Annotated in this window: 14 protein-coding genes and 1 pseudogene; 1 reads left to right on the forward strand and 14 read right to left on the reverse strand. The window is 60.9% G+C overall.

The window, feature by feature from the left end; translation table 11 throughout:
- Window positions 1-117: 117 nt before the first annotated feature.
- From ACK3BB_RS26315 to ACK3BB_RS26380, 14 genes are all read right to left on the reverse strand, one after another.
- Window positions 118-852, reverse strand: coding sequence for a cytochrome c biogenesis CcdA family protein (locus tag ACK3BB_RS26315; RefSeq protein ID WP_224902591.1), 735 nt, complete (start codon window positions 850-852; stop codon window positions 118-120).
- Between the two features lie 211 nt (window positions 853-1,063).
- On the reverse strand, window positions 1,064-1,324 hold the full coding sequence (locus ACK3BB_RS26320; RefSeq protein ID WP_224902593.1) for a hypothetical protein: 261 nt from the start codon (window positions 1,322-1,324) through the stop codon (window positions 1,064-1,066).
- A gap of 35 nt (window positions 1,325-1,359) precedes the next feature.
- Window positions 1,360-1,632 (reverse strand): hypothetical protein, encoded by a 273-nt coding sequence (locus ACK3BB_RS26325; RefSeq protein ID WP_224902596.1) that lies wholly within the window; start codon window positions 1,630-1,632, stop codon window positions 1,360-1,362.
- A 6-nt stretch (window positions 1,633-1,638) separates the two neighbouring features.
- On the reverse strand, window positions 1,639-2,160 hold the full coding sequence (locus ACK3BB_RS26330) for a TlpA family protein disulfide reductase (protein WP_224902599.1): 522 nt from the start codon (window positions 2,158-2,160) through the stop codon (window positions 1,639-1,641).
- Window positions 2,157-2,729 carry a DsbE family thiol:disulfide interchange protein gene (locus ACK3BB_RS26335; protein WP_224902602.1) on the reverse strand — a complete coding sequence of 191 codons (573 nt, stop codon included), beginning with the start codon at window positions 2,727-2,729 and terminating at the stop codon, window positions 2,157-2,159. Before ACK3BB_RS26335 ends, ACK3BB_RS26330 begins: the two co-directional genes overlap by 4 nt.
- On the reverse strand, window positions 2,726-3,211 hold the full coding sequence (locus ACK3BB_RS26340) for a c-type cytochrome (RefSeq protein ID WP_224902606.1): 486 nt from the start codon (window positions 3,209-3,211) through the stop codon (window positions 2,726-2,728). The genes ACK3BB_RS26335 and ACK3BB_RS26340 overlap by 4 nt, the downstream gene beginning before the upstream one ends.
- Window positions 3,208-3,336 (reverse strand): hypothetical protein, encoded by a 129-nt coding sequence (locus tag ACK3BB_RS26345; RefSeq protein ID WP_263625186.1) that lies wholly within the window; start codon window positions 3,334-3,336, stop codon window positions 3,208-3,210. The genes ACK3BB_RS26340 and ACK3BB_RS26345 overlap by 4 nt, the downstream gene beginning before the upstream one ends.
- Window positions 3,337-3,340: 4 nt before the next feature.
- Window positions 3,341-3,823: a DUF411 domain-containing protein gene (locus ACK3BB_RS26350; RefSeq protein WP_224902610.1), complete on the reverse strand. Its 483-nt coding sequence runs from the start codon at window positions 3,821-3,823 to the stop codon at window positions 3,341-3,343.
- An 11-nt stretch (window positions 3,824-3,834) separates the two neighbouring features.
- Window positions 3,835-4,779: a WD40/YVTN/BNR-like repeat-containing protein gene (locus ACK3BB_RS26355; protein WP_224902613.1), complete on the reverse strand. Its 945-nt coding sequence runs from the start codon at window positions 4,777-4,779 to the stop codon at window positions 3,835-3,837.
- A 2-nt stretch (window positions 4,780-4,781) separates the two neighbouring features.
- Entirely contained in the window at window positions 4,782-6,233 is a 1,452-nt protein-coding gene (locus ACK3BB_RS26360; RefSeq protein WP_224902623.1) for a multicopper oxidase family protein, read from the reverse strand.
- Window positions 6,234-6,371: 138 nt separating this feature from the next.
- Window positions 6,372-6,716: a hypothetical protein gene (locus ACK3BB_RS26365; RefSeq protein ID WP_224902625.1), complete on the reverse strand. Its 345-nt coding sequence runs from the start codon at window positions 6,714-6,716 to the stop codon at window positions 6,372-6,374.
- Window positions 6,717-6,729: 13 nt separating this feature from the next.
- Window positions 6,730-7,200, reverse strand: coding sequence for a Cu(I)-responsive transcriptional regulator (cueR, locus tag ACK3BB_RS26370; RefSeq protein WP_224902728.1), 471 nt, complete (start codon window positions 7,198-7,200; stop codon window positions 6,730-6,732).
- 164 nt (window positions 7,201-7,364) lie between these two features.
- Window positions 7,365-9,677 carry a heavy metal translocating P-type ATPase gene (locus ACK3BB_RS26375; protein WP_224902627.1) on the reverse strand — a complete coding sequence of 771 codons (2,313 nt, stop codon included), beginning with the start codon at window positions 9,675-9,677 and terminating at the stop codon, window positions 7,365-7,367.
- Window positions 9,678-9,878: 201 nt separating this feature from the next.
- Complete coding sequence (locus tag ACK3BB_RS26380; RefSeq protein ID WP_224902629.1) at window positions 9,879-10,253, reverse strand: hypothetical protein; 375 nt, start codon at window positions 10,251-10,253, stop codon at window positions 9,879-9,881.
- 9 nt (window positions 10,254-10,262) lie between these two features.
- On the opposite strand from ACK3BB_RS26380, the pseudogene ACK3BB_RS26385 reads away from it, so the two are divergent.
- Window positions 10,263-11,063, forward strand: a pseudogene (locus ACK3BB_RS26385) (DUF2493 domain-containing protein); the annotation flags it as partial.
- Window positions 11,064-11,792: the final 729 nt, after the last annotated feature.

The following is an 11,792-nucleotide window of genomic DNA, read 5'->3' on the forward strand; positions in this document are numbered from 1 at the left end:
TTTGAGGTGGCGGTGGCAGTTTGCCCGCGGCACTGGCGCTTTGTAGAGGGCTAACGCCTAAAGCTACTAGAGGTTCAAGGAAAACTTTCGTGACCCGACAAAACAGCTTCTCGCCGCTCAGCCGATACGTCCGAGAATCGGAAACGCATCGAGCATCCAGTATGACAGCGCGCTCAACTGTCCTGTCATCATCGCAATTCCCATCAGGATCATCACCACACCGGCCGCTTGGTGAAGTCGTCGACCGACGCGACCTATGGCCCGCAGTCGCCCGGCGATACGGTCAGTGAAAGCAGCAACAATGAGAAAAGGAACACCGAGACCGGTTGAGTAGACAGCGAGCAAGACCATGCCTTCACCGATCGTCGCGCTGGCTGCGCTGGCTGTGAGGATCGCGCCGAGAATAGGCCCGATGCACGGCGTCCAGCCAAAGCCGAACGCCAGACCGAGCACGTAGGAAGCAGCCGGCTGACCGCCAGGGATGTCGAGATTGAAACGGAAGTCGCGTTCCATGACCGATATTCGCGCAGCACCGATCATGAACATCCCGAACAGAATGATGATCACCCCACCGATGAGATTTAACTCATAACGCCAACGCAACAGTGCCTGTCCGAGCGCCGTCGCCGACGCGCCGAGCGCGATGAATATGGTCGAGAAGCCAAGCACGAAGCACATGCTCAGCCACACTGCGCGCGAGGAGGAAGCGGATGCGACACCGCCTTGGGCCGCCGTGCGTCCCGCAACGTAGGAGACATACCCAGGGACCAGCGGGAGAACGCAGGGCGACAGGAACGAAATAGCTCCGGCCAGAAGCGCCGCGGTCAGGCCAAAAAGGGAGACGTCCACCATCTACTTCCGCCCCCCGGAGAAGAGCTGGCTCAACGGCAGCCTGATGGCCTCTTGCTCCGTTTGATCGAGCGGGGTGGATTGCTGAGCTGCGGCACCCAAAGGCGCGATTAGCATCCAAAGAAGGACCAACAGAAATCGAGCGGCCGGTGTTCGTGACATACGCATCCTCCGTGTGGTGTCGCCGGGGGCTCGTGCCCCCGGCGAAGACCAATCAGCCTTTGTCTATCGAAGGCTGGGTTTTCTCCATGGATACGTTCATCGCCTCCATCATCTCCGTGCAGGCCTGCATCATCTTCATCATCGGCATCATGCCGTCCATGCCGGACATATCGCCCTGCATTATGTTGCCTGACATGCCGTTCTCGCCGTCCATCATCTGGCCGGACGCCCCGCTGTTTTCCTGGGCAACCACAGCGGTTGCCAGGAGGGTAGCCACGGCTGCGGCGATGCTCAGATTCTTGATAGGTTTCATCTGTTTCTCCTTCAGGCTTCCTTTGGTTTTCGGGTTCAATCCCTCGTAGTGCTCGCCTCTGTGGGTGAGTTCGTCTTGTCGCAGGAGTCGGATTTGCACATCGCGCAATAGCCCAGTCCGCACATGACAGCGCACGGCGCTACAGCCAGGATGAGCGGGGCCGCCCCGATGGCGGTCAGCCAGCCCCAGTTGAGGGCCATTCCGGCGGCGATAATCGCCATCGCCGCCAGAATCAGTCCGCGGCGCCCCAGTTTGGGACGCAACTGGCCGGCCCCGCCAACATGGGTTTCAGGTGATATGTCCGACATTGCTCTTCATTCCTTTTCGTTGATGATGGTCTGCATTTGAGAGATGATTTCCGGGCTGTCCCATTCGGCCGGTCCAACCAGGCGGCCGAGTTCCTCCCCGCCGCGCCCGATCAGGATCGTCGTCGGCAAGCCGAGCGCTCCGAAAGCCCACATCGCGCGGGTACTGTCCGCCAGGTAGATGTCGAGGTGCTGGATGCCGATCTCCTCGTAGAAGCGCCGGACGACCTTGAGGCCTGCCCGGTCGATGGAGAGCGGCAGGACGTGAAAATCGTCTCCTCCGAGACGGGCCTGAAGCGCATCGAGCGTCGGCATTTCCTCGCGACACGGCACGCACCAGGTTGCCCAGATATTGAGAAGCACGACCTTGCCCCGGAAATCCTCCAGGGTCAGGTCTCGCCCCGCTCCGTTGACGAAAGGCGGCGACAGCATTTCGCGTGGCGCATCGTGAAGCGGCATCAGCGGCTTTGCCTCGGCACGTCCCGCGAGCCCCAGAGCCGCTATTCCCGCCAAAAGTTCGCGTCGATTCATGATCCGGCTCCTTCCTGAAGGCGTCGCACCACGGGGAGGATGTCTTCCTCCAAGGAGCGGCGGTTGAAGGGACCGATATGCTTGTAGGCGATCCGACCCTCCGCATCGATCACGAAGGTCTCCGGCAAACCGTACACGCCCCAGTTGATCGCGACCCGGCCAGTACTGTCAGCCCCGATCCTGTCGTAAGGATCGCCGAGCTCCCCGAGAAAGTCCAAGGCCTCTGCAGGTCGATCCTTGTAATTGATGCCGAAAATCGCGACTTCATCTCGAGCGGCCAGTTCGTTGAGCAGGGGCATTTCGACCCGGCACGGCACGCACCACGACGCCCAGACGTTGACGATGGACACCTGCCCTTTCAGATCGGCGGTCGAGAGGCCGTCGGAACGTCCCTCGATCGGCGGCAGATCGAATTTGGGTACCGGCTTGCCGATTAGCGCCGAAGGCAGACCGTCATCGTTGTTGAAAAGCCCCCAATAGAATGCGCCGCCGATCACCGCGAAAACGGCCACTGGCAGCAGGGCCAGCCGCGATGTTCGCTTTGGCGGATGCTCGGTGTGCTCAGTCATAGCCCACCCCTGTCGTTTGCCGAGACCTCGGCCTGGAACTCGCGTTGCCGTTCGGGCCAGGTGCTCTTGATGTAGGCGAGGACTTCGGCGATCTCGTCGTCTGTCAGGATGCCCTCGAAGGCCGGCATGTCGCTCTCATATCCTGGCACCACCGCTTGAACGCCGCCCTTCGTCACGATGAAAAGATTGCGGTCGGAATGGTGCCAGGTGTGGCCCGTTTCATCGTGCGGCGGGGCAGGCATACGGCCGTTGTCGAGACGTCGCCGCCAGTCAGGCTGGCCTTCGAGATTCTCACCATGGCAGGACGCGCAGCTTTCGGCGTAGATTTGTTTGCCTGCGATGAGGTCGTCCTCAGAGACTGGCTCTCCAAGAAAGGTCAGACCTTCGATCGCCGTCTCGTCGGGAGATGCCTGCGCCAGAACGAAACTGCCGATGACGGCAGTCGCGATCCCTGCCAGAAACATGCCAGCAATCGGTCTCATGTAGCGCCCCGGATGTACTTGGCCAGGGCGATCACGCTCAACACAAGGACGGCGACGAGCAGCAGCAGAACCACCCCGCCAACAAGCATCATCGCGCCCATCATGGGCCCGTTCATCATGCCCATGCACTCACTCATCGGAATAGACGGTGATGCCGCCCTCGCCGAAGGCGTAGGTCTTGAGGGTGCCGGTCTTGACGCGGGCCATCCCCGGGGCATTGGCCGGCATTCCCGGCAAGGTGATGCCAGCGATGTCCGGTCGCTCGCTCAGGAGCCGGTCGATGATCTCGGCCGGAACCAGACCGCTGACATAATAGCCGTCGATCTCGGCGAGATGGCAGCCAATGCCGCGCTCCGGAACACCGACGTCGACCGACCGCTTGTCGAAATCCCGGTCATCCACGCGGGTGACGGTGAAGCCGTTTTCTTCGAGATAATCGGCGTAAGTATCGCAGCAACCGCAGCCCGGATCGCGCCAGATCGTGATCTGCTTCGTGCCATCGGTCGTTTCCGGCTTTGCCGTTGGCTCACTTTGTGCCCAGGTCAGCGTCGTCAGCGCCCCCGCACTGACAATACCGCCGCCGATCAGGCCGAATACCGTTCTTCTCTGCATCTCTCTCTCCTTCATCCGGCCGCTGTCGCGGTCCAGCTTTTGCCGCCGTCGCGGCTGAGTTTCAGGGTGCCGCCGATGACAGCGGCGATGTACGTCTCGTCACGAGGATGAACCGCGATCGCAGTCGCGGCGCTAAGAGCCACCTGGGTCCAGACCACCCCGCCATCCGCCGAGGTCCAGATCCCCGAGGGCAGAGCGGCATAGAGCCGCTCCGGTGCCGAAGGGCTGCTCGCCAGCGACTGTACCGGCTCGCCGTCGGGCAAGGGGTTTTCGGGAGGTGGCGCATCGCCAGAGACCAGCGCATCCATTGCGTTGCCCGGTTGGACGTCCTGCCACCGGCAGAAACAGTCAGGCACCCGGGTCAGACCCATCTCGGTGCCGGCATAAATCCATATGCCGCCCATGCCGGTCTCTAGATCGACGGACGCCAAAGTGAGCGGATCGCGCTCGGCCTCTTTGAGCCAGGGGCGGTCCATCGCCAGGGTCCAGGTTTCGCCAGCGTCCTCGCTCTTATAGAGACCGTCGCCGCGGACTGCCGCATAGATTAGGTCGGGGTTCCGCGATGCGATTGCGAGGGCATTCACTTCTCCGTCCGGAAGCCCGGCATTGCCGATGCGCCACGTTGCCGAACCATCGGCCGACAGTGCGACACCGCCCTTTTCCAGGCCGGCGGCGACAAGGCCGGGCCGGTCAGGATTGGTGGCCATTGCCAGCACTTTGCCGGGCGTCGTCCGCTCGGCCCAGGTGCCGCCGTTATCCTCGCTGACGTTCAACGTTGCTTCCGCCGCCAACAGCACGTCACCGTCGAAAGCCAACGCGCGGATTCCGCCGCCGCTGCCGGCCCGCGCAAGGTCCGGCAGAAGTACATAGGCGCTTACGCCGAGAGCCGACGAAAGAAAGGCGCGTCGCGTGGGAAGCAGCGTTGGGTATACGGATCTCAATTTGCTTTCTCCCATGTTCAGGCCACCCGGATCACGCCCATCATCCCCGCCGCCTGGTGCTCGAGAATGTGGCAATGAAACATCCAGTCCCCCGGATTGTCGGCGACAAAGGCGATCTCGACGCGTTCGCGCGGTGCCATCAGAACCGTGTCCTGCCACTCGCGATGCTCGGTCGGTGCCCCATCGCGGGTGATGACCCGGAAGGAATGGCCGTGCAGGTGGATCGGGTGATGGAAAGCCGTTGCGTTGGTCATCTGGATGACGTGACTTGCATCGCGTTCGAGGGTGAGGAAGGGATCGAGCATATGCCCCTCGGCCGCCTTGCCGGTGACGAACCATATGCCGCGCCCGTCGTGGCGCATGCCCATCATGCCGCCCCCCATCATGCCGCCGGATGGACTGAGACCCATGTCGCGTTCGACCATCGCGCCCATCATGCCGCCGGTGAACAGCACCTCGTGGCGGCGCGCAGACGCCATGTCCGGTTCCGGAAGCGAATTGTCAGGCAAGGCAATATCCCAATCGGGCGGCGCGTCGCGCAGTGGCGCGCCCTCGTAGACGATATCGAGCAGCCGATACTCGTTATCGCGATAGGCCCGATCGACCAGCTGAACCCTTGAGCCCGAGGCGCCAGTACAATCCAGGATGACATCGGCCCGCATGGCGGGGCCGAGCAAAACCCGCCCGCCGGGCGCTGCATGGGGGGCGACAGGCTGGCCATCCAGCGCGATGACGCGCGGTTCGTGGTCGCCGAAATCGAGCGCGAAGATGCGTGCATTGGCGGCGTTGATAAGCCGCAGCCGGATGCGCTCGCCTCGCCGCACAGCGAAGGTCTCGGGAATCTGCCCGTTGATCGTGACCGTGTTTCCCAACCGTCCGGCGTGGCTCATGTCCATGGTCGCGCCGAAATCGTCCGAGATAGTAGCATCCCGCGTCAGGCGCCAGTCGTCGAGGATCCAGGTGATGTCGCGGTCGACCTGCGGCGCGTTCGGTTCCTCAATGATGAGTGGTCCGTAGAGACCGCGCCCGACCTGCTCGAAGCTGCGCTGGTGGGGGTGATACCAGAAGGTTCCCGCATCGACTGCCTCGAACTCGTAGGTAAAGGTCTCGCCCGGTGCAATTGGCGTCTGGGTCAGGTGCGGCACCCCGTCCATGGCGTTCGGCACGCGCAGCCCGTGCCAGTGGACCGTGCTGTCCTCGGCCAAGCCGTTCATGACGTCGATGCGCAAGCGTTCGCCCTGACGCACGCGCAATTCGGGGCCGGGAACCTGTCCGTTGTAGCACCACGCGGGTGTCTCGGGGTGCGGGTTGGGCACTAGCCGCGCAGCGCCCGGCGCGGCACGCAACGAGAAACTACGGCTCTGCGACTCGGCGAACGTGGTCTTGCCGAAGGCCGTTGCAGCAACCCCCGCTACCGAAGCAGCGAGAAAGGAACGGCGCGATAGAGTCGGATTGGATCGGTTGAACATGAACTTGTACTCTCTGATCTGACGGCGCTGCACCGCGGCAAAGCTGCGGTGGCGGTGCGATTGTCTCGCGCGACCGCACGGAAGCGCGCAGTCGGTACGAGTCGACACATCCAGCGCGATCAGGCGCCGAGTGTCGGATCAGAGGTAGAATCGAGGTGGTTCTTTAGCCGGAGGACCGGTGATGCCACGCGCAACCCGCTCCGGCATCCGGTCATGCGCGATGGACGTGGCGACATGGCCCGTGTCCGCCGAAGCAACCGGAACAGCGGCCATCCCTGTGACGTTGCACACGAAATTGCAAACCCCGCCCTTGAGTCCGGCCTCCTGATCGCCGCACGCGTCGCAATCGTCCATCCCGGACATCCCGGCATCCGCGGTGATCATCGCGGAGGCCATGGCAGCCGATCCCGCCGAATGCGCAACTGCGCCCACGGCGAAAGCCATGAGCGCGAGAAAGCAGAAAAGGCGGGCGAACAAGATCATGGATAATTATCTACTATTGCGTTGCATGAATATCCAGCGACGGCTTGTCGCGTTTCCGTGAAGTGCGATTTATCGCCTGATCACCGTCTTCGCGGGAAACCTGTTGCGCCAGGTCGTCAATGATCGGGCAATCAGGCCGTTTGTCGCCCTGACACCGTGCGACAAGATCGCCGAGCGTTGCGCTCAATGCCTGTAGTTCTTCGATCTTTCGGTCGATTTGCGTCAGATGGATCTTCGCAATCGCCTTGACTTCGGAGCTCGACCGCTCGCGGTCTTCGTAAAGAGACAAGAGCGTTCGGCAATCCTCGATGCTGAACCCCAGGGAGCGGGCGCGTCCGAGGAATGCAAGCGTGTTCAATTCGCGATATCCAAACTCGCGATAACCGTTCTCACGACGCGGTGGACGAACAAGCCCGATATCCTCGTAGTATCGAATGGTTTTGGCGGGCAGTCCGCTTCGTTCGGAGACGTCACCAATGTTCATCGTTGAAACCTCGCTTGATCCATAGCCAACAGATAGGGGTTCCACTAACTGGAAGGTCAATGCCTGCATAGATTTTTTCTTTTTGATTGCCGTCTGATTCTGCTCGGATCTGTCGCCACTTAAATGAATGCGACTCCGGAAAGTGCCTGAGTGGCTCCATTTTTTCAAAGACGCACCGATCTCAGTCGCAACGCATTCCCGATGACCGAGACAGATGAAAGGCTCATCGCGGCAGCTGCGAACATCGGCGAGATCAGGAGACCAAAGAACGGGAACAGAACCCCGGCGGCCACTGGCACACCGGCAGTGTTGTAGATCATGGCGAAGAACAAATTCTGCCTGATGTTCCGCATTGTCGCCAGCGACAGGCGGCGCGCTCTGACAAGTCCGTTTAGGTCCCCTTTGACCAAGGTGAAACCTGCGCTTTCGATCGCGACATCGGCGCCGGTACCCATGGCGATACCGACATCGGCCTGCGCCAAAGCAGGTGCATCGTTCACACCGTCCCCGGCCATGGCGACCCTGCATCCCTCGGCCTGAAGCTCACGTATGATGCGGGCCTTGTCCTCGGGCAGGACATCGGCGCGTATCTCGTCGATGCCGAGCCGCCCCGCCACGGCCTTGGCCGTGCGCTCATTGTCGCCCGTGACCATTACGATCCGGAAACCTAGGTCATGCAGGGCCTTCAGGGCGGCAGGAGTTGTTTCCTTGACCGGATCTGCCACGCTCACGAGACCGGCGATCCCGCCGTCGACGACGACAAACATGACCGTTTCACCTTCGTCGCGACGGGCGTTGGCGACTTCGGTCACCTCAGGCGCATCGATACCGAGTTCGGCGAGCATCTTCGCGTTGCCCAAGGCCACCGGTTTGCCGTCCACGTTACCCTTAACACCCATGCCGGTGACGGCTTCGAACGCGTCGGCATTTGCGAGTTTCATGCCGCGTGCCTCAGCACCGCGCACAATCGCCTCAGCCAGCGGGTGCTCGGAGCCGCGTTCCAGGCTGGCAGCAAGTCGAAGAACCTCGGCTTCTTCGTGGCCGTCTTCCGGTAGCACGACAGACAGTTCCGGTTTGCCCATCGTCAGAGTGCCGGTCTTGTCAACGATCAGCGTGTCCACCTTCTCGAATGCCTCAAGCGCTTCGGCATTCTTGATCAGCACGCCCGCCTGAGCCCCGCGCCCGGTCGCGGTCATGATGGACATCGGCGTTGCGAGCCCGAGCGCGCAGGGACAGGCAATGATGAGAACGGCGATGGCGGAGACCAGGCCGTAAGCCAGCGCGGGCGACGGCCCCCAGATTGACCATGAGACGAACGAAATGACTGCAACCGCGATCACAGCTGGTACAAAATAGCCGGCCACGGCGTCTGCGAGCTTCTGGATCGGAGCGCGGGACCTCTGTGCTGCTGCCACCATTTCGACGATCTGTGCCAGCATCGTGTCCTTTCCTACGCGTCTGGCTTCGATCACGAGGCTGCCGGTGCCGTTGATTGTCGCCCCGGTGACCACGTCGCCTTCGACTTTCTCGACCGGCACAGGCTCGCCCGTGAGCATCGACTCATCAACCGACGACCGCCCTTCGACAACTTCGCCGTCCACTGGCACCTTCTCGCCTGGGCGCACTTTTATGCGGTCGCCAATCTGCACGTCCTCCAGAGGCACTTCCTCTTCCGTTCCGTCCTCACGTATCAGACGTGCGCTCTTTGCGGCCAGGTCGAGCAAGGTGCGGATGGCCGAGCCGGTCCGCTCCCGGGCACGTAGTTCCAGAATCTGTCCAAGTAGCACCAGAACCACGATCACCGCGCCCGCTTCAAAGTAGACACCGACATTGCCTTCAACGTCCCGAAAACCGCTTGGGAATAGTCCGGGCGCGATTACTGCGATCGTGCTGAACGCCCAGGCAGCGGCAACTCCCATACCGATCAGGCTGAACATGTTGAGGTTCATGGTCCTGAAGCTCTTCCAGCCGCGCACCAGAAACGGCCAACCTGACCAGAGAATGACCGGCGTAGCCAGAATTAGCTCGATCCAGTGGGCCAATCCCTCGCCAATCCAGCTGCGCACGGGGAGACCGACATAGCCTCCCATCGCTAGAACGACGACGGGAACGGTTAGGATTGTGCCGATCCAGAACCTGCGGGTGAAATCGACGAGTTCCGGATTGGGGCCTTCATCGACTGTCTGAATATCTTTTGGCTCCAGCGCCATACCACAAATCGGGCAGTCGCCGGGGCCGACCTGCTCGATCTCGGGGTGCATCGGACATGTATAAATCGTGCCTTCTGGCATTGCTTCCGGCGTGGGTCCTCCGTCTATGTAGGTTTCCGGTGCTGCATCGAACTTCTCCTTGCAGCGCGTCGAGCAGAAGAAATACGGCGCGCCTGCAACTTGGGATACATGGCGTGCGGTCGCGCGATCAACGGACATCCCGCACACCGGATCGCTCACTATCTCGCTCGTCTCGTCAGCACACATGATTGACCTCCATTTCCAATCTGTCGAAGATATGCATCTTCCAGTCACTGGAAGGTCAATGGCCTTTTTCTTGAGAACTCCAACTCTTCACAAGACACTAGGTAGAAAACCCGCCATCGGCTGTTCGCTATCCGAAACCATCAAAAAAACCTCAGCCGCACCGGTCATGTTTGAATATTCGGCCTCGCGAAATTCGGTAGCCTACCGGGAGACCGATACCGACCCGGGCAGCTCGATGCGAAAGAGAAAAGTCGCCTGAACGACGGCAAGCATGAGCGCGACTGCGAACACGATCCAAGTTCCAAATGCTGCAATGGCAAAGCCTCCCAGAAGCGGGAAGACAAACGCTGGAGCGGTCAAGGCATTGAAATAGCCGCTATACGATGGGCGACGCTCGTCTGGGGAGACTTCCATCAATAGCCCGAATACGGCAATCGTCAGGCCGTTCGTCAGCGCGCCGAGGGAAAAGAATACGGCGATGAGAATGGCCAAGCCGATCCCTGGCGGAACCGGGCTGACCAAGAGCACCAATACGACCAGCGGTGGGGCCGAGCGCGCAATAGCGATGGCGCGCATCAGGCTCAGCTTGCCCAGCCCGACGAGGTCGATCTCGCCATGGCGACGCTCTTTGACACCACCATCGGCCTCCTCACCGGCAGCCAGTTGGAAGACAATCTCGAAGAGATGCTCTGGTCCCTCACTTCGATCTTCCATCGTCGCTTCACCCACATTCAGAAGCTCCTTGACGACAATGAGTTCGAGGTCCGGGAAAGTCTGGCCATCCAGGACGGCTCAGAGGTCGCCTCGGTCGAGCTCGAGCGCCTCCAGATGATCGGGCTCAAGCTCTGGGACCATCGCGACGCCTTCGAGCAGATGCGCGATCTGGCCGTGGACCACTTCTCGGCCGCCACAGGCTCGCCCTGGCTGCCCCGCACAGGATCCAAGGTCTCGCATCGCGGCCTCACCTCCGCCGTGGTGGATAGCCGGGCCTATCTGTCGGCCAAGCGCCGCAAAGAGACCGAGGTGCACTGCCCCGAAGGTACAAGGATCGCCTTCTCGGGCGGGGACTATCACGCCTATGATCTGATCTGGTCCGTTCTCGACGCTACCCACGCCAAATACCCCGACATGGTGCTCTTGCACGGTGGCACGCCCAAGGGTGCCGAGATGATTGCGGCCCGCTGGGCAGATACCCGCGGTGTCACCCAGGTGGTCTTCAAGCCCGACTGGAAGAGCCACGGCAAAGCCGCTCCCTTCAAGCGCAACGACAAGATGCTCGAGACGATGCCCCAAAGTCTGATCGCCACCCCCGGTTCGGGCATTACCGAGAACATCGTCGACAAGGCCCGCAAGCTGGGGATCCGCATCAAGAGGATCGGGGCTTAGGCCCCGGTTCTACAATGACATCAGTCAGAGCCCCCTGTGCGGTTCGCTTTATGAGTTCGCAAAGGTGCGCAGTTCTGCGGGATTTGACCTGTCAGACTGCTGAGTGTGTCGATGAGTATTTCTAGCTGGTCACTGTCGCGGGCCTTCCTGAAGCCTCAGAACGCTAAGAAAACCGCGAACCAGGACGATCGGTCCCTGCAAGCCGTCATCCCCTGATGGCCGAGCGACGCAGCGTGACGCTAAGAATCGGCTGGGAAAACCCTGCCGATTCCCTCGGCTTCCCTTCGCACTGAAACGCATTGCTTGCCTGTTTGAGCGCATCGGCTGGTGCACTTGGTGGAACCCACCGATTACTGGTTGGGCCTATGGTGATGATGAAGCAATCTGTATCGGATGGGACGGGTTCGCGGTCTGCTTAGCGTTCTGCAGCTTCGTGCCTCTTGCGTTTTGACAGCCGTGCATTCTTGAAAAACTAAATAATATTATATGGTTGCGTCGAAGTTGATGCGGAACGCAATTCGACTTCACATGCGAGCTTGTGACGGTGTGCCTAGATATTGGGTAGCCAATTTGCGCCATCGCTACACTTTGTCGAGACATCTAGGCTCGCTGGGAGATTGTGTAAGATCGACCCGCCCGACGAAAAACGTTGTTAAGACTCGTTTTTCCGTGTAGATGACACTTTAATGAGCGAAATCGCCGAAAAAGCGATATTTAGAGGGCAGGCGG

This window comes from Marinibacterium sp. SX1 (assembly GCF_050389775.1).
GTDB lineage: Bacteria > Pseudomonadota > Alphaproteobacteria > Rhodobacterales > Rhodobacteraceae > Marinibacterium.

Bases quoted from the DNA above. Each gene is read 5' to 3' on its own strand.
- ACK3BB_RS26315 (WP_224902591.1), bottom strand. From the start codon at position 852: ATGGTGGACGTCTCCCTTTTTGGCCTGACCGCGGCGCTTCTGGCCGGA.
- ACK3BB_RS26320 (WP_224902593.1), bottom strand. From the start codon at position 1,324: ATGAAACCTATCAAGAATCTGAGCATCGCCGCAGCCGTGGCTACCCTC.
- ACK3BB_RS26325 (WP_224902596.1), bottom strand. From the start codon at position 1,632: ATGTCGGACATATCACCTGAAACCCATGTTGGCGGGGCCGGCCAGTTG.
- ACK3BB_RS26330 (WP_224902599.1), bottom strand. From the start codon at position 2,160: ATGAATCGACGCGAACTTTTGGCGGGAATAGCGGCTCTGGGGCTCGCG.
- ACK3BB_RS26335 (WP_224902602.1), bottom strand. From the start codon at position 2,729: ATGACTGAGCACACCGAGCATCCGCCAAAGCGAACATCGCGGCTGGCC.
- ACK3BB_RS26340 (WP_224902606.1), bottom strand. From the start codon at position 3,211: ATGAGACCGATTGCTGGCATGTTTCTGGCAGGGATCGCGACTGCCGTC.
- ACK3BB_RS26345 (WP_263625186.1), bottom strand. From the start codon at position 3,336: ATGGGCATGATGAACGGGCCCATGATGGGCGCGATGATGCTTGTTGGC.
- ACK3BB_RS26350 (WP_224902610.1), bottom strand. From the start codon at position 3,823: ATGCAGAGAAGAACGGTATTCGGCCTGATCGGCGGCGGTATTGTCAGT.
- ACK3BB_RS26355 (WP_224902613.1), bottom strand. From the start codon at position 4,779: ATGGGAGAAAGCAAATTGAGATCCGTATACCCAACGCTGCTTCCCACG.
- ACK3BB_RS26360 (WP_224902623.1), bottom strand. From the start codon at position 6,233: ATGTTCAACCGATCCAATCCGACTCTATCGCGCCGTTCCTTTCTCGCT.
- ACK3BB_RS26365 (WP_224902625.1), bottom strand. From the start codon at position 6,716: ATGATCTTGTTCGCCCGCCTTTTCTGCTTTCTCGCGCTCATGGCTTTC.
- cueR (WP_224902728.1), bottom strand. From the start codon at position 7,200: ATGAACATTGGTGACGTCTCCGAACGAAGCGGACTGCCCGCCAAAACC.
- ACK3BB_RS26375 (WP_224902627.1), bottom strand. From the start codon at position 9,677: ATGTGTGCTGACGAGACGAGCGAGATAGTGAGCGATCCGGTGTGCGGG.
- ACK3BB_RS26380 (WP_224902629.1), bottom strand. From the start codon at position 10,253: ATGCGCGCCATCGCTATTGCGCGCTCGGCCCCACCGCTGGTCGTATTG.